The 26,901-nt window shown below is 69.9% G+C and carries 25 protein-coding genes and 3 pseudogenes; 11 read left to right on the top strand and 17 right to left on the bottom strand.

The window, feature by feature from the left end:
* Positions 1-54 precede the first annotated feature (54 nt).
* Together C3489_RS38290 and C3489_RS05250 are read right to left on the bottom strand one after the other, a co-directional pair.
* Complete coding sequence (locus tag C3489_RS38290) at positions 55-2,394, bottom strand: hypothetical protein (RefSeq protein ID WP_146075276.1); 2,340 nt, start codon at positions 2,392-2,394, stop codon at positions 55-57.
* Positions 2,395-2,500: 106 nt separating this feature from the next.
* Positions 2,501-3,265, bottom strand: a pseudogene (locus tag C3489_RS05250) (mobilization protein); the annotation flags it as partial.
* Between C3489_RS05250 and C3489_RS05245 the strand changes: the two are divergent.
* A pseudogene (locus tag C3489_RS05245) lies at positions 3,222-3,644 on the top strand (tyrosine-type recombinase/integrase); the annotation flags it as partial. The pseudogenes C3489_RS05250 and C3489_RS05245 sit on opposite strands and share 44 nt — an antisense overlap.
* Before the next feature lie 67 nt (positions 3,645-3,711).
* On the opposite strand, the gene C3489_RS05240 reads toward C3489_RS05245, so the two are convergent.
* Positions 3,712-4,344: a hypothetical protein gene (locus tag C3489_RS05240; RefSeq protein ID WP_181139497.1), complete on the bottom strand. Its 633-nt coding sequence runs from the start codon at positions 4,342-4,344 to the stop codon at positions 3,712-3,714.
* Positions 4,345-4,651: 307 nt separating this feature from the next.
* On the opposite strand from C3489_RS05240, the gene hemL reads away from it, so the two are divergent.
* From hemL to C3489_RS05195, 8 genes are all read left to right on the top strand, one after another.
* The gene (gene hemL / locus C3489_RS05230) at positions 4,652-5,968 is read left to right on the top strand and encodes a glutamate-1-semialdehyde 2,1-aminomutase (protein WP_103780354.1); all 1,317 of its coding nucleotides are present in this window, start codon (positions 4,652-4,654) and stop codon (positions 5,966-5,968) included.
* A 35-nt stretch (positions 5,969-6,003) separates the two neighbouring features.
* Complete coding sequence (locus tag C3489_RS05225; RefSeq protein ID WP_103780450.1) at positions 6,004-6,651, top strand: histidine phosphatase family protein; 648 nt, start codon at positions 6,004-6,006, stop codon at positions 6,649-6,651.
* 160 nt (positions 6,652-6,811) lie between these two features.
* Positions 6,812-8,101, top strand: a complete 1,290-nt coding sequence (locus tag C3489_RS05220; RefSeq protein ID WP_103780352.1) for a hypothetical protein — start codon at positions 6,812-6,814, stop codon at positions 8,099-8,101.
* A 66-nt stretch (positions 8,102-8,167) separates the two neighbouring features.
* A complete protein-coding gene (locus tag C3489_RS05215; RefSeq protein ID WP_103780351.1) occupies positions 8,168-8,800 on the top strand; it encodes a TlpA disulfide reductase family protein in 633 nt (210 codons plus the stop codon).
* A gap of 1 nt (position 8,801) precedes the next feature.
* Complete coding sequence (locus C3489_RS05210; protein ID WP_103780349.1) at positions 8,802-9,575, top strand: cytochrome c biogenesis CcdA family protein; 774 nt, start codon at positions 8,802-8,804, stop codon at positions 9,573-9,575.
* Between the two features lie 4 nt (positions 9,576-9,579).
* Positions 9,580-11,295 (top strand): cytochrome c biogenesis protein ResB, encoded by a 1,716-nt coding sequence (locus C3489_RS05205; RefSeq protein ID WP_103780347.1) that lies wholly within the window; start codon positions 9,580-9,582, stop codon positions 11,293-11,295.
* Complete coding sequence (gene ccsB / locus C3489_RS05200; protein WP_103780345.1) at positions 11,292-12,371, top strand: c-type cytochrome biogenesis protein CcsB; 1,080 nt, start codon at positions 11,292-11,294, stop codon at positions 12,369-12,371. The genes C3489_RS05205 and ccsB overlap by 4 nt, the downstream gene beginning before the upstream one ends.
* Positions 12,372-12,414: 43 nt before the next feature.
* The gene (locus tag C3489_RS05195) at positions 12,415-12,819 is read left to right on the top strand and encodes a hypothetical protein (RefSeq protein WP_103780343.1); all 405 of its coding nucleotides are present in this window, start codon (positions 12,415-12,417) and stop codon (positions 12,817-12,819) included.
* 8 nt (positions 12,820-12,827) lie between these two features.
* On the opposite strand, the gene C3489_RS05190 is transcribed toward C3489_RS05195, so the two are convergent.
* The 3 genes and pseudogenes from C3489_RS05190 to C3489_RS05180 form a co-directional block, all read right to left on the bottom strand.
* Positions 12,828-13,286, bottom strand: a complete 459-nt coding sequence (locus C3489_RS05190) for a nucleoside deaminase (RefSeq protein WP_103780341.1) — start codon at positions 13,284-13,286, stop codon at positions 12,828-12,830.
* A gap of 46 nt (positions 13,287-13,332) precedes the next feature.
* A complete protein-coding gene (locus C3489_RS05185; RefSeq protein WP_103780339.1) occupies positions 13,333-15,267 on the bottom strand; it encodes a long-chain fatty acid--CoA ligase in 1,935 nt (644 codons plus the stop codon).
* A 243-nt stretch (positions 15,268-15,510) separates the two neighbouring features.
* A pseudogene (locus C3489_RS05180) lies at positions 15,511-15,664 on the bottom strand (acetyl-CoA C-acyltransferase); the annotation flags it as partial.
* A gap of 187 nt (positions 15,665-15,851) precedes the next feature.
* Between C3489_RS05180 and C3489_RS05175 the strand changes: the two are divergent.
* Positions 15,852-17,153, top strand: coding sequence for a 3-oxoacyl-ACP reductase (locus C3489_RS05175; RefSeq protein ID WP_103780337.1), 1,302 nt, complete (start codon positions 15,852-15,854; stop codon positions 17,151-17,153).
* Positions 17,153-18,061 carry a MaoC/PaaZ C-terminal domain-containing protein gene (locus C3489_RS05170; protein WP_258054563.1) on the top strand — a complete coding sequence of 303 codons (909 nt, stop codon included), beginning with the start codon at positions 17,153-17,155 and terminating at the stop codon, positions 18,059-18,061. The genes C3489_RS05175 and C3489_RS05170 overlap by 1 nt, the downstream gene beginning before the upstream one ends.
* Here C3489_RS05170 and C3489_RS05165 read toward each other — a convergent pair.
* The 11 genes from C3489_RS05165 to C3489_RS05120 all read right to left on the bottom strand — a co-directional run bounded on the left by C3489_RS05165 (position 18,044) and on the right by C3489_RS05120 (position 26,883).
* Entirely contained in the window at positions 18,044-18,694 is a 651-nt protein-coding gene (locus C3489_RS05165; RefSeq protein WP_103780335.1) for a TetR/AcrR family transcriptional regulator, read from the bottom strand. The genes C3489_RS05170 and C3489_RS05165 overlap by 18 nt on opposite strands.
* Positions 18,695-18,786: 92 nt before the next feature.
* Positions 18,787-20,100 (bottom strand): dicarboxylate/amino acid:cation symporter, encoded by a 1,314-nt coding sequence (locus C3489_RS05160; protein ID WP_103780333.1) that lies wholly within the window; start codon positions 20,098-20,100, stop codon positions 18,787-18,789.
* Positions 20,101-20,150: 50 nt separating this feature from the next.
* On the bottom strand, positions 20,151-20,252 hold the full coding sequence (locus C3489_RS39945; protein ID WP_361637927.1) for a putative leader peptide: 102 nt from the start codon (positions 20,250-20,252) through the stop codon (positions 20,151-20,153).
* A 133-nt stretch (positions 20,253-20,385) separates the two neighbouring features.
* Positions 20,386-20,697 carry a DUF4229 domain-containing protein gene (locus C3489_RS05155; RefSeq protein WP_103780331.1) on the bottom strand — a complete coding sequence of 104 codons (312 nt, stop codon included), beginning with the start codon at positions 20,695-20,697 and terminating at the stop codon, positions 20,386-20,388.
* Between the two features lie 87 nt (positions 20,698-20,784).
* Positions 20,785-21,309, bottom strand: a complete 525-nt coding sequence (locus C3489_RS05150; protein ID WP_103780329.1) for a GNAT family N-acetyltransferase — start codon at positions 21,307-21,309, stop codon at positions 20,785-20,787.
* 16 nt (positions 21,310-21,325) lie between these two features.
* Positions 21,326-21,973: a UdgX family uracil-DNA binding protein gene (locus C3489_RS05145; RefSeq protein ID WP_103780327.1), complete on the bottom strand. Its 648-nt coding sequence runs from the start codon at positions 21,971-21,973 to the stop codon at positions 21,326-21,328.
* A 103-nt stretch (positions 21,974-22,076) separates the two neighbouring features.
* The gene (mqnE, locus tag C3489_RS05140; protein ID WP_103780325.1) at positions 22,077-23,240 is read right to left on the bottom strand and encodes an aminofutalosine synthase MqnE; all 1,164 of its coding nucleotides are present in this window, start codon (positions 23,238-23,240) and stop codon (positions 22,077-22,079) included.
* Between the two features lie 39 nt (positions 23,241-23,279).
* Positions 23,280-23,735, bottom strand: coding sequence for an Lrp/AsnC family transcriptional regulator (locus C3489_RS05135; RefSeq protein WP_103780324.1), 456 nt, complete (start codon positions 23,733-23,735; stop codon positions 23,280-23,282).
* A gap of 76 nt (positions 23,736-23,811) precedes the next feature.
* Positions 23,812-24,480, bottom strand: a complete 669-nt coding sequence (locus C3489_RS05130) for a UbiX family flavin prenyltransferase (protein WP_103780322.1) — start codon at positions 24,478-24,480, stop codon at positions 23,812-23,814.
* 52 nt (positions 24,481-24,532) lie between these two features.
* Entirely contained in the window at positions 24,533-25,435 is a 903-nt protein-coding gene (mqnP, locus tag C3489_RS05125) for a menaquinone biosynthesis prenyltransferase MqnP (protein WP_103780320.1), read from the bottom strand.
* Complete coding sequence (locus C3489_RS05120) at positions 25,432-26,883, bottom strand: menaquinone biosynthesis decarboxylase (RefSeq protein ID WP_103780318.1); 1,452 nt, start codon at positions 26,881-26,883, stop codon at positions 25,432-25,434. The genes mqnP and C3489_RS05120 overlap by 4 nt, the downstream gene beginning before the upstream one ends.
* Between the last annotated feature and the right edge of the window lie 18 nt (positions 26,884-26,901).

Here is a 26,901-nt window from a genome sequence, read left to right as displayed (position 1 = left end):
AGTGCTCGCGTTGCCTCAGTGACCGCAGCTCAAGGCGTCACCGCCCTGGTCCCTTCAGATGGTCAGTTGGGCAATCTGCGGGGCGCCTCCAAGGCCCGAGATCAGGCTGATCTTGGGTACGGGCTTTTCCGCTCTGCGGCGACCGGCAATCTCGGACTTGATGGCTTCTAGAGTCGTGACAGACCACTGAGCCTGGGCCGTAGCCAAGACAAGGCCAACCGCTCCGACGAGCGTGCACCCTTCTATGAGCTTGCCTGCCTCGCGTCGACGTTGCTTTGCACTGTCGCCGAGGGAGTCGTTGCTCTTGGCTTCGCCTACCCATAGCTCCTCCGTGGTGGCCAGGGCAAAGTCCATCTCAACGAACCGGTTTCCGTCTTTGATTAGTTCGAACTCCTCGCAGACCAGTGCCTGCCGCGCCCAGTACTGGCTGCGTAGATACTGCGTGGCCAGTAGTGGCACGTCTCCGTCGTTCATGACGAGTTCCAAGACTGCGGGATGAAGGTCGTAGAACCAGCGGGGCTCGTGCGCTGCTGGCCTCCAGCGTTCCTTTGTTAGCTGGTTTTCCCCTCCGCAGCGCCTGCAGCGGTAGCTCTGACTGATCTCGGACAGAGGGTAGAACTCTAGAATGGGACAGTGACCGCAGCCAAGGATCAGTCCGCGGCGCAGCACGCCCTGTGAGGTCCATTGATCGATTTGCCCTCTGCGTGCTGTCAGGTCCCAGTCAGTGTCGTCGTGGGCTGCGACCGCTTCCCACGAGAGAACTACTGCGGATTTGAGCTTCCATCGGCTGCCTTCCGGGACGTCGTCTTGTGCGGAATTCGGCAAGAAGCGGCGAAGCAAAGCCCATCCTGGGCTCGCTGCCAGCGTTTCCAGATCGTTGCGGGATCCAAGGAGGCGTTCGGTTATGGCAGCTCGTTTTCCAGCAGGGCTGGGAAGCACTTCGACAGCACGCGTTGATGCTGTGACCTGGAGCATGCGCTTGATGCCGGGCCAGGCCAGCTTCGGGGATGCGAGTGAGCCAGCTAGCGATGCTCCGCTGGGGACGAAGTCGAACCGGTGAGACCAATATGTGACGCCACCGTCGCCGGCGCGAACGAAAGTCTCCCATGGGTTTTGGCCCGTTGCGGTGACTGTTGAGGAGAGGGCGGGGAGAGGAGGCAATGGGTGGTTATGGGCGATTAGAGTGACCTGCCAGCGATGCCTGTTCGGATCGAGGCCGCGCGGCACCTCTGCTGCCAGGGAGAGCGACGTCTGGAGCGATCCGTCTGATTCCACAGTGACAGGCAAAGAACGTGGCTGGTCCCAGGCATCCCGCAGCACCACCATGAACGGGTTATCCAGATTGATGTCGATAGGAGCAACCACATCGAAGCGGCGCTCCTCCTCTTCTGGCTCGATATGCCGTATGGGGCGGCTTTCCCATCTCGCGTTGATGCGCTGGTGGGTCTCTTCAGTGCTCAGCGACGCGCTTGTCACCAGCAACCGGTCCGATCCGCGACCAGAGAACAACCACATGTCGCTGATTCCAGGCTCTGCCCATGGAAGCCACGTTACCGAGCCGCGGATCTGCCGCAGGACTTCGGCGAGCGCGAAGTCTTCGGGCTGATTCCCTAGGACAGCGACGCGCTCCCGGGGTCGAAGGAATCTTGTGATTGGGACACACAACCCGGCCTCGTGGGAACGCATCGCTTTGGAATCGTCACGCACGCCGGGGTGCAACTGCGACAGAAGCGGCGACTCAGTGCCGCGGGTGGCGGCTTCCTGCCACTCCTTATCCGTGATCTGCCCGCCGATCGTGGATGCTTCGATGCCAACATGCATCGCGTAGGCCAGGGCATCCGCAGTACTCACCAGACTCCTCGGTACACCGATGAGAGGGGATGTGGCCACGGCAGCCAGTGGCGTCAGTTCGCGAGGGTTGTCGTCGTCAAACAGATGGCTGCATTGGATAAGGTCTTCTCGCCTATTGGGAGCAAGTTGCAGACGAAGATGATCAGCGGCCGCTTCTGCCTCCTGTACTACGGGACTGTTCCACGGCTCCTTGCACAGCATCTGCCTGAAGTGATCGGCCGCAGCACTGTCAGATATCCCCCTTTCGGTCAGCAGCCGGTCGATGGCACCCGGATTGAGGCCGTCGTATGTGGCCCACGAAGGCACGTAGGCAAGCACGTGATCTGGGTTCAAGCGGGCCAGGCATCGATCGACAGCGGGGTGTCCGACCGCGCTGGCAGGCACGACCACGCTTCCGCTGCAGCCCCACACCGCCGACAGTCGGGCGAGAGCGGCTGCCGTCCAGACAAACCAGTCCCCGTCATCGTGTGGCGCCACTACCACCATCCGGGGCGGCCTGGCCGCGTAGGACAGCGGAAGGAAGGTGATGGAACGCTCCGGCATCCGTGCAGTCTCGCACCGCAAGAGCTGCCCCCAGAGGTCGGCTCCTCAATGCGACGTTCTCCCAAGAACTGACATGGCCAACCTGCCCCAGCATGTCTCGGATCACTTAGCCCCGACGAACGGTGCTTACCTGCCGTGCATGCAGCCGCTCAGGGAGCGCGGCGGTTGCCGGCGTGTGATCGGGATCCGCCGAGGGCTTGGTTGCACCTCGTGCCTGTGCTGCAGGGGCTCGTGTCTTGGGCGCCGGCCCTTTGCCCACGCGTTGGACGCGCCAGGTAAGGGTCCTGGCGATGGAGCGGGCGTCGTCCAACGTGTACTGCCGTGCGGCGTGCTGGAGAAGCTGGTCGGGATCGTGGCCGGCGTTCTCGGCTTCGGTCAGTGCGGGCCAGGCGGGATCGTTGAGGACCTGCTGGGCGTGGTCGGGCAAGGTCACGAGGATCCGCTTGGCGTGTCGCTCCATGGTGCGGGCCAATGGTTTGCGCTGGGCCAGGGCGGCCAGCGGTGCGGCGGCGGCTTGCTGGTAGGCGGCCTGCAGGTGGACCAGGGCTTGGTGGGCGGCGGCGACTTGCTGGTCGTGCCGGCGGGCTTGGTGCCAGCGGGCTGTGGCGATGATGACGAGCACGGCGATGTCGAGGAACATAGCCAGCCCGGACCCGTCACCGGTGACCGGCGCGGTGCGCAGGGCGCGTATGGCGCCCCGTAGGGCGCGGGCCTGGTCCTGATGGGCGCGGATACGGGAGCGGGTGGCGCGCTCGAACGCCGTGGCGGCCTGCTGCAGTTATGACCGCAGGTGGCTGGGGGCGAGAAGCGGTAGGACGTCGATGGCTCCGCCTAGGGCCGCGATGTGGGCCTGGGCGGCTGCCTCGTCGCCGGGGCGGGCGTACAACCGCAGCGTCTTCAACATGGGCGACTGGAAGCGCGCTCTGGCTGCCGCCGGCGTGATCCCTCCCCGCGAGCGCGGGGCGAGGTACCTCCAGGCGGCTCCCGAAGACGGGATGCACGCCCTCCGGCACGCCTACGCCTCCGTGCTCCTGGACGCGGGGGAGAGCATCAAGGCGCTCTCCGAGTACCTCGGCCACTCGGACCCGGGCTTCACGCTCCGGACGTACACGCACCTGCTGCCGTCCAGCGAGACGCGGACCCGCAAGGCGATAGACGACGCCTTCACCGAAGCCCAGGCAGCAGAGGCTCAGGGCACATCAGTGCCCCCAGAGAAACCCGTGTGCCCTCAATGTGCCCTGGCGGCCTGACGGCCTCGCTCGGGCACTAGCGAGGGTGGGGTCCGAAAACCCCACCCGAACCCTGCGAAACCCCAGCTCAGGGCCACACCAGGCAATAAGGCTGATGCCCCGCCTCATGCAGCCGGTGTGAGAAGTCCTGCCACTCGTGCAGCAGCTGGTACACGTTGAACGCGTCCCGCGGTCCGCCCCGGTCCGGGACCGTGGACCAGATGAACGCCGCCGCGCCGACCGCTTCCTCGCCGATGTCGCGCAGGGGGTCGACGACCGTCATGGGGAGTTTCACGACCGCGTAGTCGGGGTGCAGCACGACCAGTTCCAGGGGCGGCACCTTGTGCAGGGGGACGCCTTCGATGCCCGTCAGGACCATCGCGGCCATCGTCTCCGGCTTGATCTTGGTGAACATGCCGTTCATGCCGAGCTCGTCGCCGCCGAGTTCCTCGGGGCGCATCGAGATCGGGACGCGGGCCGCGGTCGCCCCGTCCGGAGCGCCGAAGTACTTGTACGTCACCCCCACCCGACCACCATTCCTGCTCCCCGTCCGCAGACGGTCGACCCGGCTCAGCCGGTCCAGCCGCTCCGGCTCGTTCGCTGCACCCTGTGCCTGACGTGCGTCGTTCGCTTCCTCCGCGTCGCGCCGGTGCCTTCCCCGCCGGGCACGTCGAGGACCCAGGTCATCGGTCCCCTCGCCCAGTCCGCCACCGCGATGCATATCTCCACCCGACTGCTTTTCTAGGATGCGCGGCCCGGGCCGCGCAACCCGATCATCGTGTCAGTGACCTCCCCCACGGTCACACGCCGAAACGTGCGCTGGAACAGCTGTCCGCAGGTTTTTCGAATAGCCCCCGACACGACCCTTCGTCATGTCCATACGTATGCGGGCACCAGTTTCTCAGATGGGCGGGGTGCGGATCTCTCGGATTGCCGGCGGGGTGCGGATCTCCGGGACCGGCGCGCTCGGCCTACTCTGAGGGGGTCACCCCGTAGCAAGCCGGAGAAGGTCGGAGAAGTCGCACGTCATGAGCGAACTGCCCTATCCCTATGAAGCGCCTGCCTCCCAGGCACTGTTCGACCGTGCGGCGGTCGTCACGCCCGGCGGCGTGAACTCGCCGGTGCGCGCCTTCCGGGCCGTCGGCGGCACGCCCAGGTTCATGGTGTCCGGCACCGGCCCGTACCTCACCGACGCCGACGGGCGCGAGTACGTCGACCTGGTCTGCTCCTGGGGACCCATGATCCTCGGGCACGCGCACCCCGAGGTGATCGCCGCGGTGCAGGAGGCCGTCGCCCGCGGTACGTCCTTCGGCACGCCCGGTGAGGGCGAGGTGGCGCTCGCCGAGGAGATCGTCGCCCGGGTGGCGCCCGTGGAGCAGGTGCGGCTGGTCAGCAGCGGCACGGAAGCGACCATGTCCGCGATCCGGCTCGCTCGCGGGTTCACCCAGCGGTCCAAGGTGATCAAGTTCGCCGGGTGCTACCACGGGCACGTGGACTCGCTCCTCGCCTCCGCCGGGTCGGGTGTGGCCACGTTCGCGCTGCCGGACACGCCCGGGGTCACCGGTGCGCAGGCCGGCGACACCATCGTGCTGCCGTACAACGACCTGGAGGCCGTGCAGGAGGCCTTCCACCGGCACCCCGGCGAGATCGCCTGTGTGATCACCGAGGCCTCGCCCGGCAACATGGGCGTCGTGCCGCCGCTGCCCGGGTTCAACCAGGGGCTGAAGGACGCCTGCCAGAAGAACGGCGCCCTGTACATCTCCGACGAGGTCATGACCGGCTTCCGTACCAGCCGGGCCGGCTGGTACGGCATCGACGGGGTCAAGCCCGACCTGATGACCTTCGGCAAGGTCATGGGCGGTGGCTTCCCGGCCGCCGCGTTCGGCGGTCGGGCCGATGTGATGGCCCACCTCGCCCCGGCCGGGCCGGTCTACCAGGCCGGCACCCTCTCCGGTAACCCCGTCGCCACCGCCGCCGGGCTCGCCCAGCTGCGCCTCCTGGACGACGCCGCCTACGACACGGTGAACGCCGTCTCGGCGCAGATCCAGTCCCTGGTCACCGAGGCGCTGGCCAAGGAGGGCGTCGCGCACCGGCTGCAGACCGCCTCCAACATGTTCTCCGTGTTCTTCACCGACCGTGAGGTCCGCACCTACGAGGACGCGAAGAAGCAGGAGTCGTTCCGCTTCACCGCCTTCTTCCACTCCCTGCTGGAGAACGGCGTCTACCTGCCGCCGTCGTCCTTCGAGTCCTGGTTCGTGTCCACCGCGCACGACGAGCGGGCCATCCAGAAGATCGCCGACGCCCTTCCGGCGGCGGCCCGAGCCGCGGCGGAGGCCACCGCGTGAGCGACAGCAGCAAGGACATCACCGTCGTCCATCTGATGCGGCACGGCGAGGTCGCCAACCCGGACGGCATTCTGTACGGGCGGCTGCCCGGGTACCACCTGTCCGAGCTCGGGCGGAAGATGGCCGAGCGGGTCGCCGAGCACCTCTCCTCGCGGGACGTCACCTATGTGTGCTCCTCGCCGCTGGAGCGGGCGCAGGAGACGGCGACCCCGATCGCCAAGGCGCACGGGTTGGACATCGCCACCGACGAGCGGCTGATCGAGGCCGACAACGTCTTCCAGGGCAAGACCTTCGGCGTCGGCGACGGCGCGCTGCGCAAGCCGGGCAACTGGAAACACCTCACCAACCCGTTCAAGCCGTCCTGGGGCGAGCCGTACGTCGACCAGGTGGTGCGGATGATGGGCGCGCTGGACTCGGCCAAGGACGCCGCCCGCGGGCACGAGGCCGTGCTCGTCTCCCACCAGCTGCCGATCTGGATCGTGCGCTCCTACGTCGAGCGGCGCCGGCTGTGGCACGACCCGCGCAAGCGGCAGTGCACGCTCGCCTCGCTGACGACGTTCACGTACCAGGGAGACAAGATCGTCTCCGTCGGCTACACCGAGCCGGCCCGCGACCTGGTCCCGGCCCACCTGCTGGCCGGCGCCAAGCCGGTCAAGGGCAAGGACAAGGCCTTCGGCGCCTGACCCTCCGTAAGACCGAACGCAACAATCCGACCAACTCCCTTCGGGGTTGGCACAGTTTTGTTACGTTCGTGGCGTAACGCATACACGCTCGCGGAACCCCCCGGTTCGTCGCGCCCTCTGACTGGGTGACCACCCAAGGACGTGACGAATCGGGGAATTCATGCGCACCTTCTCCCGCAGGGGAATGCTCGGCCTCGGCGCGGGGGCCGCGGCGGCCGCGTCACTCGCGGGCTGCGGCGGTCTCACGTCGTCGGGCGGGTCGGGTCATCAAGGCGGTTCCGGTTCCAGCTCCGGTCCCGGGAAGGACCCGTCGAGCTCCCCCTCGGCCGAGGCCCGCCCCATCGGTGACGGCTCCACGGCGTACACCGGCAAGCAGCCGCACCAGCCGGACGCGCCGCAGCCGCTGGAGCCGGGGCAGGAGCCGCCGCAGTTCGTCGTGTTCTCCTGGGACGGCGCCGGCGAGGTCGGCAACGGCCTCTTCCCGCGCTTCCTGGACCTCGCCAAGGAGCACGGGGCGAGCATGACCTTCTTCCTGTCCGGGCTGTATCTGCTGCCCGAGTCGAAGAAGCGCCTGTACGACCCGCCGAACAACCGGCGGGGCGCCTCCGACATCGGCTACCTCACCGACGCGCACATCCGGTCCACCCTGGAGAACGTGCGCCGCGCCTGGCTCGAAGGCCACGAGATCGGCACCCACTTCAACGGCCACTTCTGTGGCGAGGGTCACGGATCGGTCGCCCACTGGACGCCGCGGCAGTGGCGCAGCGAGATCGACCAGGCGAAGTCCTTCGTCAAGCAGTGGAGGACCAACACCGGCTGGAGCGATCTGCCGCCGCTGCCCTTCGACTACGACAAGGAGCTGGTCGGCGGCCGTACGCCCTGTCTGCTCGGCCAGGACAACCTGCTGCCCACCGCCCGTGCGCTGGGCTGGCGCTACGACGCCTCCTCGCCGGGCGGCCGGCAGACGTGGCCCACGAAGAAGCAGGGCATATGGGACCTGCCCCTGCAGCAGATACCTTTCCCCGGACGCCGGTTCGAGGTGCTGTCGATGGACTACAACATGCTGGCCAACCAGTCGATCAACTCGACCAAGGCCCCCGCGCACAACTACCCGGGCTGGCGCCGGCAGTCCGCGCAGGCGTACATATCGGGCTTCGAGCGGGCATATGGGACGAACCGGGCGCCGCTGTTCATCGGCAACCACTTCGAGCAGTGGAACGGCGGCATCTACATGGACGCCGTCGAGGAGGCGTTCAAGCACATCGCGAGGGAGAAGGAGAAGGGCGCCGACGTCCGCCTGGTCTCCTTCAAGCAGTTCGTGGACTGGATGGACGTGCAGAAGCCCGAGGTGCTCGCCAAGCTGCGCACCCTGGAGGTCGGGCAGCGTCCCGCGGGCGGCTGGAAGGCATTTCTGGCCGACCCGGGCAAGGGCTCCGCGAACGCCGCCTGAAATGCGGGTTTCCGCCCGCAAGGGGGGTGCCCAAGATCCCCCTGACGGACATGCGAAACTTTTCACATGAGTGCCGCCAGCCGCGCCCCCCAGCGCTCGTTCCGCACCAGAGCCGCCCGTAACCGTGCCGTCCTGCTCGCCGCCACGGCCGCGGCGGGCGCGCTGACCCTGTCCGGGTGCACCTCCGGAGGCACCTCGGGCGGAGGCGGCGACACCAACTTCGTGATGGGCAAGGACGGCATCGCCACCGCCGACAAGGGCGAGCGGGCCGACGCCCCCGACCTGTCCGGCGAGACCGTCGACGGCAAACAGCTCGACGTCGCCGCCTACAAGGGCAAGGTCGTCGTCATCAACGTGTGGGGCTCCTGGTGCCCGCCCTGCCGCGCCGAGGCGCCCGGCTTCGAGAACGTGTACCAGGAGCTCAAGGGCCAGGGCGTGCAGTTCGTGGGCATCAACACCCGCGACACCACCACCGACAAGGCCCTGTCCTTCGAGAAGAACTTCGGCATCAGCTACCCGAGCCTGTACGACCCGGCGGGCCGGCTGATGCTGCGCTTCAAGAAGGGCACGCTCAACCCGCAGTCCATCCCCTCCACGCTCGTCATCGACCGCCAGGGGAAGATCGCGGCCCGCACGCTGCAGCCGCTGTCGGAGGACAGGCTGCGGTCGATGATCAAACCGGTCCTCGCGGAGAAGTGACGTGAGCGAAGTCACCACCCTCGCCGCGGTCGCGGACCCCAACGGCACGGTGCTCAACGGCGCCCTGCTGGCGGCCCTGCCGATCGCGCTGCTCGGCGGACTCGTCTCCTTCTTCTCGCCCTGCGTCCTGCCGCTCGTCCCCGGTTACCTCTCCTACGTCACCGGGGTCAGCGGCACCGACCTCGCTGACGCCCGGCGCGGCCGGATGGTCGCCGGCGCCTCCCTGTTCGTCCTCGGCTTCACCGCCGTCTACGTCTCCACCGGCGCCTTCTTCGGCTACTTCGGCCAGAGCGTCCAGGAGCACAAGGACGTCCTGAGCAAGGTCCTCGGCGTCGTCATGATCCTCATGGGCGCCTTCTTCATGGGCCTGATGCCCTGGCTGACGCAGCGGGAGTTCCGCTTCCACACCCGGCCGGTGACCGGGCTCGTCGGCGCCCCCGTCCTCGGCGCGCTGTTCGGCATCGGCTGGACCCCGTGCATCGGCCCGACCCTCGCCGCCGTGCAGGGACTCGCCATGGACCAGGCCAGCGCGGGCCGCGGCGCCCTGCTGACCATCGCCTACTGCCTGGGCCTCGGTGTGCCGTTCGTGCTCACCGCGGTCGCCTTCCGCAAGGCGCTCGGCGCCTTCGGCTGGGTCAAGCGCCACTATGTCTGGGTGATGCGCGTCGGCGGCACCATGATGATCGCGACCGGTCTGCTCCTGCTGACCGGCGCCTGGGACCGCCTCGTGCAGGACATGCAGACCTGGTCCGACGGCTTCACTGTGGGGATCTGACCCGATGAGCACTACCTCGAAGAACGGGTTCGACCCGGCCCCGTCCGACACCGAGGGCCTGGCGGCGGCCGGCTCCCAGCTGTCCACCGCGCCGCAGGAGGAGCTGTCCGCTCCGCCTGCGCTCGGCGTCATCGGCTGGGCCCGCTGGTTCTGGCGCCAGCTCACCTCCATGCGGGTCGCGCTGCTGCTGCTCCTGCTGCTGTCGCTGGGCGCCATCCCGGGCTCCCTGATCCCGCAGACCGGCAGCGACGAGACCAAGGTCGAGCTGTTCCGCCGCGACCACTCCACGCTGGCGCCGATCTACGACAAGCTCGGCCTGTTCCACGTCTACAGCTCGGTGTGGTTCTCCGCGATCTACATCCTGCTGTTCGTCTCCCTCATCGGCTGCATCGTCCCGCGCACCTGGCAGTTCGTCGGGCAGCTGCGCGGCCGCCCGCCGGGTGCGCCCAGGCGGCTGACCCGGCTGCCCGCGCACACCACCTGGCGCACCGAGGCCGAGCCCGAGCAGGTCCGCGAGGCCGCGCTCGCGCTGCTGAAGAAGCGCCGCTTCCGCGCCCACATCGCCGGGGACGCCGTCGCCGCCGAGAAGGGGTACCTGCGGGAGCTGGGCAACCTGGTCTTCCACATCTCGCTGATCGTGATGCTCGTCGCGTTCGCCGCGGGACAGCTGTTCAAGTCCGAGGGCGACAAGCTCATCGTCGAGGGCGACGGCTTCTCCAACACGCTCACCCAGTACGACGACTTCAAGTCCGGCAGCCTGTTCTCCACCGACGACATGGAGCCGTTCAGCTTCAAGCTGGACGACTTCAAGGGGACGTACGAGGTCACCGGGCCCAACCGGGGCACGCCGCGCACCTACGAGGCGCACCTGACCTACAGCGTCGGCGCCTACGGCAAGGACCGCAAGACCACCGTCAAGGTGAACGAGCCGCTTGAGGTCGGCGACTCCAAGGTCTACCTCGTCAGCCACGGGTACGCGCCCGTCGTCACCGTCCGCGACGGCAAGGGCAACGTCGTCATGAAGGACGCCGTGCCGCTGCTGCCGCAGGACGGCAACGTCACCTCCAGCGGCGCGATCAAGGTGATGGACGGCTACCACGACGCGAAGGGGATGAAGGACCAGCTCGGCTTCCAGGCCGTCTTCATCCCCACCTTCGCCGGTGAGGGCAAGGGCTCGATGCTCTCCCAGTTCCCCTCGCTGCTGAACCCCCGTCTGGCGCTGAACGCCTACCACGGCGACCTGGGCGTCAACGCGGGCATCCCGCAGAGCGTGTACCAGCTCGACACCAAGCACCTCAAGCAGTTCAAGAACGCCAAGGGCGACCCGCTCGCCGAGCGCCTGAAGGTCGGGGAGACCATGCGGCTCCCGAACGGCGCCGGCTCGATCACCTTCGACGGTGTCAAGGAGTGGGCGGGCTTCCAGGTCACCCGGCAGCCCGCCAGCGGCTGGGCGCTCGGCGGTGCCATCGCCGCGATCTTCGGTCTCGCCGCGTCCCTGTTCATCCAGCGCCGCCGCGTGTGGGTGCGGGCGGTCAAGGGCGACGACGGCGTGACGGTCGTCGAGATGGCCGGGCTCGGCCGCAGCGAGTCCGCGAAGGTACCGGAGGAGCTCGGTCAGCTCGCCGGAACCCTGTACGACCAGGCGCCGGGCGCACCCGAGCCCGATTCCGCAGCCGACCCCTCAGAAGTCTCCGTACCCGAAGGGGCTGAGAAGCAGTGACCCTCGCCGCCGCCACCAACGAACACCTCGCGAACATCAGCAATGTGCTGATCTACTCCGCGATGGCCGTCTACACCCTGGCCTTCTTCGCCTACATCGCCGAGTGGCTGTTCGGCAGTCGCAGCAAGGTCGCCCGCACCGCGGCCGCGCTCACCGCCACACCGCAGACGGCGCAGGCGCCGGCCGTCACCGTCAACAAGGCCGGCGGCACCGCCGTGCTGGAGCGGCCCAAGGTCACCGTGCGGTCCGCGTCCGGCTCCCGGGACGTGCCGGACGGCCCCGGCGCGCACGGCGGGGACGAGCAGGGCGACCTGTACGGCCGGATCGCGGTCTCGCTGACCGTGCTCGCCTTCCTCGTCGAGTTCGGCGGGGTCCTCACGCGCGCGCTGTCGGTGCAGCGGGCGCCGTGGGGCAACATGTACGAGTTCAACATCACCTTCTCCACCGTCGCGGTCGGCGTGTACCTCGGCCTGCTGGCGCTGAAGAAGAACGTCCGCTGGCTCGGCCTGTTCCTGGTCACCACGGTCCTGCTCGACCTGGGTCTGGCCGTCACGGTGCTGTACACGGCCAGTGACCAGCTGGTGCCGGCGCTGCACTCGTACTGGCTGTACATCCACGTCTCCACCGCGATCTTCTGCGGCGCCACCTTCTACGTGGGCGCGGTCTCGACGATCATGTACCTGTTCAAGGACTCGTACGAGAGCAAGCTCGCGAGCGGCGGCAAGCCCGGCACCTTCGCCCGCTCGGTGCTGGAGCGCATGCCGTCGTCGGCGTCGCTGGACAAGTTCTCCTACCGGATCAACGCGGCCGTCTTCCCGCTGTGGACGTTCACGATCATCGCGGGCGCCATCTGGGCCGGTGACGCCTGGGGCCGCTACTGGGGCTGGGACCCCAAGGAGACCTGGTCCTTCATCACCTGGGTCGCCTACGCCGGTTATCTGCACGCCCGCGCCACCGCCGGCTGGAAGGGCCGCAAGGCCGCCTACCTGGCGCTGATCGCGTTCGCGTGCTGGCTGTTCAACTACTACGGCGTCAACCTCTTCGTCTCCGGCAAGCACTCCTACGCGGGCGTCTGAGCCGCGCTCGCCTCCACCCCCACCGGTCGCCGACACTGGTGTCATGAGCGGTTCCATCGCACAGGGCACCAGCCAGACCCACGGGAACACGCACATACTCCACTTCCTGGTGCGGCTCCCGAAACGCATGGAGGACGTCTGGCCCGCGGTCGCGACCCCGGAGGGCCTCGCCGCCTGGTACACCCCGGCCGACGTCCTCCAGCCCCGGCTCGGCGGCACCGTCGCCCTGCGGGACCTCGGCAGCGGCCAGGTCACCGCCTGGGACGTGGACCGGGTCGCCGAGTACACGGTCCACGGCGGCGGCCGGCTCCGCTTCCACCTGGAACGCGCCGGTGACACCGCCAGCACGCTGCGCTTCACCCACGAGTTCCAGGGCGAGCACGAGTCGGAGCGCGATTGGCGGGAGCGGTTCGAGCGGCTGACGGCGTGGGCGGAGGGCGAGGGCTGAGCACCGGCTCAGGCGCCGATGTCCTCCCGCCACAGCGCCGGGTGCCGCTCGATGAAGTCCCGCATCAGCGCGACGCACTCCGCGTCGTCGAGCAGCACGATCTCCACGCCGTGCTCGGCGAGCCAGTCGTGCCCGCCGTGGAAGGTGGTCGCCTCGCCGATCACCACCCGCGAGATCCCGAACTGCCGGATAAGCCCCGAGCAGTACCAGCAGGGGGACAGGGTCGTGACCATCGTCGTCCCGCGATACGACCGCTGCCGTCCCGCCGCCCGGAACGCCGCCGTCTCCGCGTGCGTCGAGGGGTCGTCGTCCTGGACGCGCCGGTTGCGGCCGCGCCCGAGCAGGGTGCCGTCCGCTCCGTAGAGCGCGGCCCCGATCGGGATGCCGCCCTCGGCGAGCCCGGCGCGGGCCTCAGCGAGGGCGGTGGCGAGCCGGCGGCGGGCCTGTGCCCGGTCCAAGGGGTCCATGGGATCACTGTGCGGGCCGGGACGGCACCGGGCAAGGGCGCGCAGATCAGCGACCCTCGGCGTACAGGTCCTCCACCACGTCCGCGAACTCGCGCAGGATCGACTCGCGGCGCAGCTTCATCGACGGGGTGAGATGGCCCGCCTCCTCGGTGAAGTCCACCGGCAGGACCGCGAAGCGGCGGATGGACTCGGGGCGGGAGACCATCCGGTTGGCCTCGTCGAGCGCGCGCTGCAGGACCGCGTACAGCTCCTCGTCGCCGATGAGGAGCTCGGCCGGGACCGGGTGCTTGCCGTTCATCCGGCGCCAGTGGCTGACGCCGTCCATGTCCAGGGTGATCAGCGCCGAGATGTACGGCAGACCGTCGCCGACCAGCATGACCTGGGAGATCAGCGGGTGCTGGCGCAGCCAGTTCTCCAGCGGCGCGGGGGCCACGCTCTTGCCGCCGGCCGTGATCAGCATCTCCTTCTTGCGGCCGGTGATCGTCAGATACCCCTCGTCGTCCAGCTCGCCGAGGTCGCCCGTGGCCAGCCAGCCGTCCTGCGCGGCCGGGACGACACCACCGGCCGCCGGGTCCCAGTAACCGCGCAGCACATGGTCGCCGGCGACCAGGATCTCGCCGTCGGCGGCGATCCGGACTCGGGTGCCGGGCAGCGGCCAGCCGACCGTGCCCAGGCGCGGCTTGAGCGGCGGGGTGACCGTGGTGGCGCCGGTGGTCTCGGTCAGGCCGTAGCCCTCGAAGATCTCGATGCCGACGCCCGCGTAGAAGGCGGCGAGGCGCTGGCCGAGCGGGGAGCCGCCGCAGATCGCGTACCGCACCCGGCCGCCCATCGCCTGCCGGATCTTGCGGTACACCAGGGGGTCGTACAGCGCCCGCCCCGCCTTCAGCGACGCGGTCGGGCCGCCGCCGGTGCCGGTCTGCCGGTCCTCGACCGCCTTGCCGTAGCGCCGGGCCACCGCCGCCGCCCGGTCGAACGTGGACAGCTTGCCGCCGGCCTCGGCCTTGGCGCGGGCGGAGTTGAAGACCTTCTCCAGCATGTACGGGATGGTCAGCAGGCAGGTGGGCCGGAAGGCCGCGAGGTCGGGCAGCAGGTCCTCCGGCTTCAGGCTGGGGGCGTGGCCGAGCCGGACCCGGGCGCGTATGCAGGCGATGGCCACCATCCGGCCGAAGACGTGCGACATCGGCAGGAACAGCAGCACCGACGGCTCGTCCTCGGTCTTCGCCCGGAACACCGGGTAGAGCAGCTCGATGGCGTTGTCGACCTCGGCGAAGAAGTTGCCGTGGCTGAGCGCGCAGCCCTTGGGGCGGCCGGTGGTGCCGGAGGTGTAGATCAGCGTGGCGAGCGTGTCGGGGCCGAGCACCCCGCGCCGTACGTCGACCTCCTGGTCGGGCACCTGTGCCGTGCCCACCTCGCCGAGGCGCTCGACGTGGCCCTTCTCCATCACCCACACGTTGCGCAGGTCCGGCAGACGGTCCCGCTCCGGGCCGATGGCGGCGGCCTGCGCGACGGTCTCCGTGACCAGGGTGACCGCGCCGGAGTCCTGGAGGATCCAGCGGGTCTGGAACGGCGAGGAGGTCGGGTAGACGGGCACGGTCACCAGGCCCGCCGCCCACGCGGCGAAGTCGAGCAGGGTCCACTCGTACGTCGTGCGCGCCATGATCGCGATGCGGTCGCCCGGCATCAGCCCCTCGGAGATCAGCCCCTTGGCCACGGCGTGGACCTGCGCGGCGAACTCGGCCGCCGTCACGTCCGTCCACCGGCCGGACGGGGTCCGGCGGCTGAGCACCACCGCGTTCGGCGCGGCGTCGGCGTTGTCGAAGGGCAGGTCGGCGAGCGAGCCGTGGCGGACCGGCTGGGCCAGGGGCGGGACGTACGCCTCCCTGACCGCACCGCCCAGCCGCTTGGTCTCCGGTGTCACCAGGACGGGACCCCGGGGGCCGTCGTAGTCGGTGGAGGCGTGGCTGGGGTACGGCGTGGACACGGGCGGCTCCTGGTGCGTGCAGCAGCGGCACTGCTTGCTGCAAGACGTACGTGCCTCGCCCGGCGGGGCGTTCACCCGCGGTGGCGTCAGCAGACGGTTACCGCCGGTTAGGCAGGGGAATCGTACGGGGCCCCTGTGGGGGCCTTGTGCGGGTTCCGAGGTGTTCCGGAGCCGGGGGTGTGCAGCGTCGGGGACTATGTGAGAGGGGCTCACGTTGCCCAGGTCACAGGCGTTTTGGCGCGGCTACGGCCGTTCCAGGACCGCCGTGACGCCCTGGCCGCCCGCCGCGCACACCGAGATCAGCCCGCGCCGACCCGCCGCGCTCGGCGAGCAGCTCGGCGAGGGTGGCCACGATCCGCGCGCCGGTCGCCGCGAAGGGGTGCCCGGTGGCCGACGAGGGCCGTCGGAGCGGGCGAAGGGGATGCGGCTGCCGCCGACGATCGCGACACGCCGGGCCGTGGGCGGTGTCGGGGCGTGGTGTGCCAGGGGGCTCATCTCGACCGGCTCCTCCTGCGTGTCATAGGCTTACCGCCGGTAACCTTACTCCAGAGTAAGCAACTCGTACCCCGCGAGGAGAGGTCTTCATGGCCGACCGCTATCTGAGCTTCACCGCCACCGCGCCCGGCCGCTTCCTCACCCGGCGGCTCGGCCTGCCCCAGCCCGCACCGCTGCGCCGCTGGTCGCCCCAGGCACCCGCGCTCACCGGCGGCCTGCTGCAGCTGACCGCCGGCACCTCCCGGGCGGACCTCGCACCCGTGCTGGCCCGCACCCGCCTCGGCGCCGGCACCGGCCGGCCCGCCGCCGTCGTCCTGGACGCCACCGGCGTGGCGGACGTGGCGGCGCTGGCCGAGGTGCACGCGGCCCTGCACCCGGTCGTCCGGTCCGTCGCGGCGAGCGGCCGGATCGTCGTCGTCGGCGCACCGCTCGACCCGCGCGACCACCACCAGGCCGCCGCCCAGCAGGCGCTGGAGGGCTTCACCCGCTGTCTCGGCAAGGAGATCGGCCGGGGCATCACCGTCAACCTGGTCCGGCTCACCGACGCGGCCGCCGCCGAGTCGACCCTGCGCTTCCTGCTGTCGCCGAAGTCGGCCTACGTCAGCGGGCAGGTGATCGAGGTCGGTGCCGGCGCGGCCGAGACCCCGGACGACTGGGATCGGCCCCTCGCCGGCCGCACCGCCCTGGTCACCGGCGCCGCCCGGGGCATCGGCGAGGCGGTCGCCGAGACGCTGGCCAGGGACGGGGCGCGGGTCGTCGTCCTCGACGTGCCGCAGGCCGAACAGGACGCCCGGCGCGTCGCCGAGCGGCTCGGCGGGAGCGCCCTCGCCCTCGACATCACGGCCGCCGACGCCGGCGAGCGCATCGCCGAGGCGCTGCCCGACGGGCTCGACATCCTGATCCACAACGCCGGCATCACCCGCGACCGGCGGCTGGCCAACATGCCCGCCGAGCGCTGGACCGCGGTGCTCGACGTCAACCTCGCGAGCGTCCTGCGCACCACGGACGCGCTGCTCGCCAAGGGCACCCTGCGGCGCGGCGGGCGGATCGTGGCGACGGCCTCCATCGCCGGGCTCGCGGGCAACGCCGGGCAGACCAACTACGGTGCGAGCAAGGCGGGGATCGCCGGGCTGGTGCGCGCGCTCGCGCCCCGGGCGGCGGACGAGCACGGGGTGACCGTGAACGCGGTCGCGCCCGGGTTCATCGAGACGAAGATGACCGCCGCCGTACCGCTGTTCATCCGGGAGGCCGGCCGCCGGATGAACTCCCTCGCCCAGGGCGGCCTGCCCGCCGACGTCGCCGAGACCACCGCCTGGCTCGCCCACCCGGCGTCCGGCGCGGTCAACGGGCAGGTCGTGCGGGTGTGCGGGCAGAGCCTGCTGGGGGCCTGATGGACGAGACGACCACCGGGGGAGTGATGGACGGGACCGAGACCCTGACCCGGGTGCCCGCGCTGGCGCCCCTGCTGGCCCGTGGCGCGCTGCTGTCCCCGCTGAAGCGGCCCCGCCCGGACGCCGACCTGCCCGGCACCCGGCTCCTGCTGCCGGGCCTGCGCATCGACCTGGCCCGGCTCGCCGCCTACGAGCGGGTGTGCGGGTTCGCCACCGGCGACGACGCGCTGCCGGTCACCTATCCGCACGTCCTCGGCTTCCCGCTCGCCATGCGGCTGATGAGCGCCCGCCGCTTCCCGCTGCCGCTGCTCGGCCTGGTGCACACGTCGATCGAGATCACCCGGCACACCGCGCTCGCCGCCACGGGGACGTACGGTCTCGGGGTGCGCGTCGACCGGCTGGCACCGCACCGGCGCGGCACGGAGGCGGTCGTGGTGACCGAACTGCGGGACGGGGACGTCGTCGTATGGGAGTCGACGAGCACGTACCTGGCGCGGCACCGGACGGCGGCGCCGGCCACCGGGGAGGCGGGGGAGGCGGAGGAGCCGAGGGTCGTGGAGGAGGAGCCGCTCCCCACCGTCGCCGAGTGGCGGCTCGGCGCGGACCTCGGGCGCCGCTACGGCGCCGTCTCCGGTGACCGCAACCCCATCCATCTGCACCCGCTCACCGCCCGGCTGTTCGGCTTCCCGCGGGCCATCGCGCACGGCATGTGGACCGTGGCGCGCTGCCTGGCCGCCCACGGGGTGACCGACGCGGCCTTCGTACGGGCCCGGTTCCGGGCCCCGGTGCTGCTGCCCGGGACGGTGCGGTACGCGGCGGACGGCGAGGGCCGGTTCGCGCTGCGCGGCGGGGAGCGGGTGCACCTGACCGGGCTCGCCGTGCCGCTCGGCTCACGCGGGCGGGGGTGACCAGCGCCGCCCGGTCATGAGGTTGCCGAGGCCCGACCAGGCGAAGTTCATCAGGGTCGCCGCCGACTGCCGCGCCGAGACGCCATCGGTGGCGTTGGCCCGGGCCGCGAGGGACTCGGCGGCGCCGACCAGGGCCTCGGCGAGCCCGGCGACCTCCTCCTCGGGCAGGTCGGGATTGCGGTGGGCGTCGCGGGCGGCGAGCGCGATCAGCCGGGTCACGACGGCGACGAGTTCCGCACGCCGCGCGGCGACCTCGGTCGCGAACGGCTCACCGTGGGTGCGGGCTTGCAGATGCAGCACCGACCAGGCGTCCGGGTGGCGCGCGGTGTGCGTGAAGAACGCCAGCAGCCCGTCCCACAGTTGACGGTCGGCCGGCAGCCGCGGGTCCACGGCGGCGCGGACCGCCTCGGTGAGCGCGCCGGCCTCACGGCGGATGACGGCCGTGAAGAGGTCTTCCTTGGAGTTCAGGTACAGGTACACCAACGGCTTGGAGACACCGGCGAGTTCGGCGATGTCGTCCATGGCGGCGGCCATGTAGCCGCGCCGGCCGAAGATGCGCACGGCCGCGTCCAGCATCTGCTGCTCACGGACCGCCCTCGGCATCCGCTTGCTCTTCACCGCACCCGAACCCATGCGCACTAGCGTACGGGCCGGGTCAGCTCCTCCGGGATACGCCGAAGGGCGGCGAGGAGTCGCTCCCCGCCGCCCTTCGGACACGACTGGCGTCAGGCCGCCGCGGCCACCGGCTCGCGCTCCTGCGCCGGTTCCGGCTCGTCCACCGGGGAGGCGCCGCCGACCGAGTCGTAGGCCGTGCGGTCGAGGAGGTTCTCGCGGGCCGAGACGATGACCGGGACCAGCGCCTGGCCGGCCACGTTGGTGGCGGTGCGCATCATGTCCAGGATCGGGTCGATCGCGAGGAGCAGGCCGACGCCCTCCATGGGCAGGCCCAGCGTGGACAGGGTCAGGGTCAGCATGACCGTCGCGCCGGTGAGGCCGGCGGTGGCGGCGGAGCCGACCACGGAGACGAAGGCGATCAGCAGGTAGTCGCCCACGTTCAGCTGGATGTCGAAGATCTGCGCGACGAAGATCGCGGCGATGGCCGGGTAGATCGCGGCGCAGCCGTCCATCTTGGTGGTCGCGCCGAACGGCACCGCGAAGGAGGCGTACTCCTTCGGCACGCCGAGCCGCTCGGTGACCTTCTGCGTCACGGGCATCGTGCCGACCGAGGAGCGGGAGACGAACGCCAGCTGGATCGCGGGCCAGGCGCCCTTGAAGAACTGCAGCGGGTTGGCCTTGGCGACGGTCGCCAGCAGCGTCGGGTAGACGACGAACAGGACGATCGCGCAGCCGACGTAGATGTCGGCGGTGAACGTGGCGTACTTGCCGATCAGGTCCCAGCCGTAGGTGGCGATGGCGCGGCCGATGAGGCCGACGGTGCCCAGAGGGGCGAGCCGGATGACCCACCACAGGGCCTTCTGCAGCAGTTCCAGCACGGACTCGCTCAGGGTGAGGATCGGCTGGGCCTTCTCACCGAGCTGCAGCGCGGCGATACCGGCGACGGCGGCCATGAAGACGATCTGCAGCACGTTCAGCTCGGTGAACGGCGTGATCACGTCGGTCGGGACGATGCCGGTGAGGAAGTCGAGCCAGGAGCCGGTGTGGTCCGGCTTGGCGCCGTCCTTCGGGGTGAGGCCGGTGCCGGCGCCGGGGTTGGTGAGCAGGCCGATCGCCAGGCCGATGCTCACCGCGATCAGCGAGGTGATCATGAACCACAGGAGGGTGCGGGACGCCAGGCGTGCCGCGTTGTTGACCTTCCGCAGGTTGGTGATCGAGACCAGGATCGCGAAGAAGACGAGCGGGGCGACGGCGAGCTTCAGCAGGCCGACGAAGGTGCCGCCGATCTTGTCCAGGGTGGTCACCAGCCAGGACACGTCCTGGCTGCGGGCTATCCAGCCGAGCAGGGCGCCGAGGACGAGGCCGGCGAGTATCTGGGCCCAGAAGGGCACCTTGAAGGACTTCGTGTTCGAGGACACGGACATGCTCCGTTGGGGACGCGTAGGGACTGACGTGGACGGGGGGTCGCGAGACGTCAGGGGCGACAGATCCCGGACGCGCACCGGCAGAGATCCACGTGCAAGCGCGCCACGAGCAGAAGGCTCGGAAGATGAGGGGACGCGGCTGCTGACTTCACCCTAAGACGTTAACACTTGAACTTTGAGAATCTCAAAGCCTTGCTTTGAGAGGCCGGACACCGCATCCACCCATACAACGCAAAGCGCCCCGGCGACCGAGGTCACCGGGGCGCCCGCAACGCACGGAGTGCCTTACGACGTCTGGCCCTGGGCCCGGGCGGCGTCGTCGGCGAGGTCCTCCTGGCTCTGGTTGGCCTGGAGGCCCGCCTGCATGCTGGAGCGGATGCGGTCGACCTTCGGGGCGATCCTCTGCGACGCCCGGTCGCGCTCACCGCGCAGCGCGACGAAGCTGATCGGCGCGGAGATCACCAGCGCGAGCAGCACGACCCACATGCCGTTGGAGGAGCCGAGGCCGCGCGGTACGACGCCGGAGTAGACGAGGCCCCAGACGACCAAGAGGCAGCCCGCGAAGATACCGAGGCGCATCAGCGTGTAGCGGAGCATCTCAATCCACTCTTCCGATTCCAAACAGGGGCAGAGCCTCCAGTGAAGCACGCCCCCGTCCGGATCATGGAAGTGGGTGCCCGCGCGTCAGAGCAGCGGCAGCAGCATGGTGATGTCGTCCCGGTCGTCCCCCGGCGCCACCCGGATCGCCCCGGGCACCCGGCCGACCTCCTTGTACCCGCAGGAACCGTAGAACCGCTCCAGGCCGAGGCCGCCCCGGCAGGTCAGCCGGATCGCCTCGATGCCGTCGAAGCCGCGCGCCGCGTCCGCGGCCGCCGCCAGCAGGTCACGGCCGTATCCCTTGCCCTGGTGACGCGGGTGCACCATCACCGTGTACAGCCACACCCAGTGCGTCATCAGCCGGTGCGTGTTGAAGGAGAAGAAGGCGGTCGCCGCCACCTGCCCGTCCTCGTCGCGCCCGACGAGCAGCCGGGTCCGCCCCTCCGTCATCGCCGCGAAGTGCTTCACCAGCTCCGGCCGGATCGTCTCCCGGTCCACCGGCGCCACGAAGCCGACGGCCCCGCCGGCGTTGGAGACGTCGGTCCACAGGTCGAGGATGCCGTCGCGCAGACCGGCGTCGATGGAGGGGTCCAGCGTGAAGGTAAGGGGCATGACCCCATCGTATCTATTACGACAGCACGCGTGCCGCCGTTTCGAGATCCGAGACGAGCCCCCGGTATGCCGACTCCCGGTCGTCCGCCCGCAGCACCGACGACGGATGCACCGTCGGCACCAGTCGCTCGCTGCGCCCGTGGATCTCCCGCTCCAGCACCGTCCCACGCACCTCGGTCACCCGGAACGACGAGCCGAGCAGCGCCTTGCCGGCGGTCGCCCCGAGCACCACGATCAGCTCCGGCTCCACCACGGCCAGCTCCGCCGCCAGCCACGGCCCGCACGCCGTCATCTCCCGCAGACTCGGCGCCTTGTGGATCCGCCGCTTGCGCGGCTCGGCCTGGGTGAACTTGAAGTGCTTCACGGCATTGGTGACATAGGCCTCCGCCGGATCGATCCCGGCCTCGGCGAGAGCCTTGTCGAGCAGCTTCCCGGCGGGCCCGACGAACGGCTTCCCCTGCCGGTCCTCCTGATCCCCGGGCTGCTCCCCGATGAGCATCACGCGGGCGTCGGTGTTCCCCGCACCGAAGACGGTCTGAGTGGCGGCGAGGTGCAAGGGGCAGCCGCGACACTCGGCGGCGGCTTTGCGCAGGGCAGGAAGCCCACCCCGCTCGGGAACGAAGGGCGCGGCGTCGTACTGATCTTCGGGTGCCTTCGAAGACATGCGCCCCGAGTACCCACCCCAGGGGCGCGGGACTCTGCCGATATGCGGCTACGCCGCGTGGGCGCGACCAGCCCCCACGCACCCGCACCCGAAAACGACCCGATCAAACCCTCATCGGCTGAGGCGACTCCCGACGCGAAGCGTCAGGCCCGTCGTACTCCCGAATGATCTCGTACCGCGTGTTCCGCTCCACCGGCCGGAACCCCGCGTCGCGGATCAGCTCCAGCAGATCCTCACGCGTCAGCTTGTTCGGCGTACCGAAGTTGTCCGCATCGTGCGTGATCTTGTACTCGACGACCGAACCGTCCATGTCGTCCGCCCCGTACTGCAGCGCCAGCTGGGCCGTGTTCACACCGTGCATCACCCAGAAGACCTTGACGTGCGGCACGTTGTCGAACAGCAGCCGGGAGACGGCGAAGGTCTTCAGCGCCTCCGCGCCGGTCGCCATCTGGGTCCGGGCCTGAAGGCGGTTGCGGATCTTGCCGTCCTTCATGTCCACGAAGTCGTGCTGGTAGCGCAGCGGGATGAAGACCTGGAAACCGCCGGTCTCGTCCTGCAGCTCACGCAGCCGCAGCACGTGGTCCACCCGGTGCCGGGGCTCCTCGATGTGGCCGTACAGCATGGTGCACGGGGTCTTCAGACCCTTCTCGTGCGCCAGCCGGTGGATGCGGGACCAGTCCTCCCAGTGGGTGCGGTGGTCCACGATGTGCTGGCGGACCTCCCAGTCGAAGATCTCCGCGCCGCCGCCGGTGAGGGACTCCAGACCGGCGTCGATCAGCTCGTCGAGGATCTCCGAGGCGGACAGCCCGGAGATCGTCTCGAAGTGGTGGATCTCCGTCGCCGTGAACGCCTTCAGCGACACGTTCGGCAGCGCGGCCTTCAGCTCCCGCAGCGAACGCGGGTAGTAGCGCCACGGCAGGTTCGGGTGCAGCCCGTTGACGATGTGCAGCTCGGTGAGGTTCTCCGACTCCATCGCCTTGGCGAGCTTGACGGCCTCCTCGATGCGCATCGTGTACGCGTCCTTCTCGCCCGGCTTGCGCTGGAAGGAGCAGTACGCACAGGAGGCCGTGCACACGTTGGTCATGTTCAGGTGCCGGTTGACGTTGAAGTGCACGACGTCGCCGTTCTTGCGGGTCCGCACCTCGTGCGCCAGGCCGCCGAGCCAGGCCAGGTCGTCCGACTCGTAGAGCGCGATGCCGTCCTCGCGGGACAGCCGCTCACCGGAGCGGACCTTCTCCTCCAGCTCGCGCTTGAGCCCGACGTCCATGGCAACACCCTTTCTGTGACAGCACGGCCAACGGTATCCCTAGACCTCTTCGGGAAGCTCCCCGACCCGGTTCTCCCACTTCGTGGAGAGCACGATGGTGGTACGGGTCCGGGAGACGCCCTTGGTCCCGGACAGCCGCCGGATGATCTTCTCCAGGCCGTCCACGTCGGTCGCCCGCACCTTGAGCATGTAGGAGTCGTCACCGGCGATGAACCAGCAGTCCTCGATCTCCGGCAGCTCCTTCAGCCGCTGCGCCACGTCCTCGTGGTCGGCGGCGTCGGAGAGCGAGATGCCGATCAGCGCCGTGACGCCGAGGCCCAGCGAGGCCGCGTCGACGGTGGCCCGGTAGCCGGTGATGACACCGGCCGCCTCCAGCCGGTTGATGCGGTCGGTGACGCTGGGGCCCGACAGGCCGACGAGGCGCCCCAGCTCCGCGTAGGAGGCCCGGCCGTTCTCCCTCAGGGCCTGGATGAGCTGCCTGTCCACGGCGTCCATGCGATTGAAAGCCTTCCACTGAAGAGATCGAGGAGATCTGGGAGTTCGTGCGAGTCGATCGTGCCGGTCGTGCCGCTCAACCGTTCCCACCGCGCAGTTCGCCCTTCCAGCGGCGGTACAGGTCGTGCGGGACGCCGGCGGCGTCGAGGACGCGTCCGGCGACGAAGTCCACCAGGTCCTGGATGTGCGTCGCCCCCGCGTAGAAGGCCGGCGAGGCGGGCACCACGCTCGCGCCCGCGTCGTCCAGGGCCACCAGGTGCCGTAGCGTCTGGCCGTTCAAGGGGGTCTCCCGTACGGCCACGACCAGCGTCCGGCGCTCTTTCAGTGTGACGCTCGCCGCCCGCTGGAGCAGGTCCTTCGACAGCCCGAGCGCGACACCGGCGACACAGGCCGTGGAGGCCGGCACGATCAGCATGCCCTTGACCGGATACGACCCCGAGGACGGCCCGGCGGCCAGGTCACCGGCGCTCCAGTACCGCACGCCGGAGACGTCCACGGCGAAGGTGTCCGGCTTGCCGTCGGCACCCCGCGCCAGCCACTGGGCGAGGTCGTCCCGCCAGTGGGCGTCCCGGAAGGAGATGCCGGTCTCGTCGAGCAGCGTGAGCCGCGAGGCCCGGCTGACCACCAGGTCGACGCTCTCCCCGGCCGCGATCAGCGCCCGCAGCACGGCGGCCGCGTAGGGCGTCCCGGATGCACCGGACACCCCCACGATCCAAGGCTCGCGCTGCGATTTCCCTGCGTTCACATCTTGAGCGTACCGGTGCGTGCCGGGATGCCCCGGCCCGGTACCGCCCCCACTACACCGTGAGTCCCCGCACCAGCAGGTCGAGCAGCGCGCAGACGAACAGGGCGATGCCGATGAAACCGTTGACCGAGAAGAACGCCCTGTTCACCCGGGACAGGTCGTGCGGCCGGACGATCGTGTGCTCGTACAGGAAGGCCGCCGCGACGATCAGCAGACCCAGCCAGAAGAAGAAGCCCGCGTCCGTGACCACCGCGTACCAGACGAACAGGGCCGTCGTGACGGCGTGGCAGCCGCGCGCGCCCCAGATCGCCGCCGGGACGCCGAAGCGCGCCGGCACCGACATCACGCCGATCTCGCGGTCCGTCTCGACGTCCTGGCAGGCGTAGATGAGGTCGAAGCCGCCGATCCAGACGCCGACGGCGAGGCCGAGGACGACGGCCGTCCAGGACCACTCGCCGGTGATCGCCAGCCAGCCGCCGATCGGGCCCATCGCCTGGGCCAGACCGAGGATGGCCTGCGGGAAGTTGGTGAACCGCTTGCCGTACGGATAGACCACCATCGGGATCACGGCGACCGGGGCGAGGGCCAGGCACAGCGGGTTGAGCATCGCCGCCGCGCCGAGGAAGACGACGACCGCGATCAGGGCGCCGGTCCACGCGTGCCGGACGGACATCGCGCCCGTGACCAGCTCGCGCTGGGCCGTGCGCGGGTTGCGCGCGTCGATCTCCCGGTCGATGATCCGGTTCACCGCCATGGCGAAGGTGCGCAGGCCCACCATGCAGACGGTGACCAGCAGCAGCCGGCCCCAGTGGATGTTCCGGTCCCACTCGTACATCGCCGTGAGGGAGGCGATGTAGGCGAAGGGCAGGGCGAAGACCGAGTGCTCGATCATCACCAGGCGCAGGAAGGCCTTGGTGCGTCCCGGCTGGGGGATCGCGGCGGACGCGCTGCTCACAGGCCGTACTCCTTCCAGCGGCGGTCCACCAGGGCCGCCGTCGCGGGGTCGGACTCGACCATGTCCGGCCAGCCGCCGTCGCGCGTGTAGCCCTCCTCGGGCCACTTCCTCGTCGCGTCGATGCCCGCCTTGCCGCCCCAGAACTGCTGGTAGGAGGCGTGGTCGAGGTGATCGACGGGGCCTTCGACGACCGTGAGGTCACGGGCGTAGTCGGTGTTGCCGAGCGCGCGCCAGGCGACCTCGTGCAGATCGTGCACGTCGCAGTCGGCGTCGACGACCACGATCAGCTTGGTCAGGGACATCATGTGCGCGCCCCAGATCGCGTGCATCACCTTCTGCGCGTGCTTGGGGTACTTCTTGTCGATCGAGACGATCGCGCAGTTGTGGAAGCCGCCGGCCTCGGGCAGGTGGTAGTCCACGATGTCCGGCACGATGATCTTCAGCAGGGGCAGGAAGAAACGCTCCGTCGCCCGGCCCAGCGGGCCGTCCTCGGTCGGCGGACGGCCGACCACGATCGACTGGAGCAGCGGGCGCCTGCGCATGGTCACGCAGTCGATCTTCAGCGCCGGGAACGGCTCCTGCGGCGTGTAGAAGCCGGTGTGGTCGCCGAAGGGGCCCTCCGGGAGCATCTCGCCCGGCTCCAGCCAGCCCTCCAGAACGACCTCGGCGTTCGCCGGGACCTGCAGCGGGACCGTCTTGCAGTCGACCATCTCGATCCGCTTGCCCGCGACGAACCCGGCGAACAGGTACTCGTCGATGTCACCGGGGAGCGGGGCGGTCGAGGCGTAGGTCACGGCCGGCGGGCAGCCGAACGCGATGGCGACCGGCAGCCGTTCACCGCGCCGCGCGGCCACCTGGTAGTGGTTGCGGCTGTCCTTGTGGATCTGCCAGTGCATGCCGATGGTGCGCTTGTCGTGGCGCTGGAGGCGGTACAGGCCGAGGTTGCGGACGCCCGACTCCGGGTCCTTGGTGTGGGTCAGGCCCAGGTTGAAGAAGGAACCGCCGTCCTTCGGCCAGGTGAACAGCGCGGGCAGCTGCTCCAGGTCCACGTCGTCGCCGGTGAGGACGACCTCCTGGACCGGGGCGTCCTTGACCTTCTTCGGCGGTACGTGGGTCATCGCGCCGAGCTTGCCGAACGCCTCGCGCACCCCGACGAACCCGTGCGGCAGCTCCGGCTTCAGCAGCCCGCCGATGCGGTCGGAGATCTCGCCGTACGACTTCAGGCCGAGCGCCTTCAGCAGACGGCGGTCGGTGCCGAAGACGTTCATCGCCAGGGGCATCGCGGACCCCTTGACGTTCTCGAAGAGGAGGGCGGGACCGCCGGCCTTGTTCACCCGGTCGACGATCTCCCCGACCTCCAGATACGGGTCCACCTCGGCCTTGATGCGCTTGAGGTCGCCCTCGCGCTCCAGCGCCCTGAGCAGGGAGCGAAGATCGTCGTAAGCCATGCGATCCAGTATCGGTCA

Origin of the sequence: Streptomyces sp. Ru71 (assembly GCF_002920535.1) — a bacterium.
Taxonomy (GTDB): domain Bacteria; phylum Actinomycetota; class Actinomycetes; order Streptomycetales; family Streptomycetaceae; genus Streptomyces.
This window is presented reverse-complemented; position numbering and strand designations above follow the sequence as displayed.

What these genes read in the sequence shown, in the direction of transcription:
- C3489_RS38290 (WP_146075276.1), bottom strand. Translation starts at nt 2,394, where the DNA reads ATGCCGGAGCGTTCCATCACCTTCCTTCCGCTGTCCTACGCGGCCAGG.
- C3489_RS05240 (WP_181139497.1), bottom strand. Translation starts at nt 4,344, where the DNA reads ATGCATCGCGGTGGCGGACTGGGCGAGGGGACCGATGACCTGGGTCCT.
- hemL (WP_103780354.1), top strand. Translation starts at nt 4,652, where the DNA reads ATGAGCGAACTGCCCTATCCCTATGAAGCGCCTGCCTCCCAGGCACTG.
- C3489_RS05225 (WP_103780450.1), top strand. Translation starts at nt 6,004, where the DNA reads ATGCGGCACGGCGAGGTCGCCAACCCGGACGGCATTCTGTACGGGCGG.
- C3489_RS05220 (WP_103780352.1), top strand. Translation starts at nt 6,812, where the DNA reads ATGCGCACCTTCTCCCGCAGGGGAATGCTCGGCCTCGGCGCGGGGGCC.
- C3489_RS05215 (WP_103780351.1), top strand. Translation starts at nt 8,168, where the DNA reads ATGAGTGCCGCCAGCCGCGCCCCCCAGCGCTCGTTCCGCACCAGAGCC.
- C3489_RS05205 (WP_103780347.1), top strand. Translation starts at nt 9,580, where the DNA reads ATGAGCACTACCTCGAAGAACGGGTTCGACCCGGCCCCGTCCGACACC.
- C3489_RS05195 (WP_103780343.1), top strand. Translation starts at nt 12,415, where the DNA reads ATGAGCGGTTCCATCGCACAGGGCACCAGCCAGACCCACGGGAACACG.
- C3489_RS05190 (WP_103780341.1), bottom strand. Translation starts at nt 13,286, where the DNA reads ATGGACCCCTTGGACCGGGCACAGGCCCGCCGCCGGCTCGCCACCGCC.
- C3489_RS05175 (WP_103780337.1), top strand. Translation starts at nt 15,852, where the DNA reads ATGGCCGACCGCTATCTGAGCTTCACCGCCACCGCGCCCGGCCGCTTC.
- C3489_RS05170 (WP_258054563.1), top strand. Translation starts at nt 17,153, where the DNA reads ATGGACGAGACGACCACCGGGGGAGTGATGGACGGGACCGAGACCCTG.
- C3489_RS05165 (WP_103780335.1), bottom strand. Translation starts at nt 18,694, where the DNA reads ATGGGTTCGGGTGCGGTGAAGAGCAAGCGGATGCCGAGGGCGGTCCGT.
- C3489_RS05160 (WP_103780333.1), bottom strand. Translation starts at nt 20,100, where the DNA reads ATGTCCGTGTCCTCGAACACGAAGTCCTTCAAGGTGCCCTTCTGGGCC.
- C3489_RS05155 (WP_103780331.1), bottom strand. Translation starts at nt 20,697, where the DNA reads ATGCTCCGCTACACGCTGATGCGCCTCGGTATCTTCGCGGGCTGCCTC.
- C3489_RS05150 (WP_103780329.1), bottom strand. Translation starts at nt 21,309, where the DNA reads ATGCCCCTTACCTTCACGCTGGACCCCTCCATCGACGCCGGTCTGCGC.
- C3489_RS05145 (WP_103780327.1), bottom strand. Translation starts at nt 21,973, where the DNA reads ATGTCTTCGAAGGCACCCGAAGATCAGTACGACGCCGCGCCCTTCGTT.
- mqnE (WP_103780325.1), bottom strand. Translation starts at nt 23,240, where the DNA reads ATGGACGTCGGGCTCAAGCGCGAGCTGGAGGAGAAGGTCCGCTCCGGT.
- C3489_RS05135 (WP_103780324.1), bottom strand. Translation starts at nt 23,735, where the DNA reads ATGGACGCCGTGGACAGGCAGCTCATCCAGGCCCTGAGGGAGAACGGC.
- C3489_RS05120 (WP_103780318.1), bottom strand. Translation starts at nt 26,883, where the DNA reads ATGGCTTACGACGATCTTCGCTCCCTGCTCAGGGCGCTGGAGCGCGAG.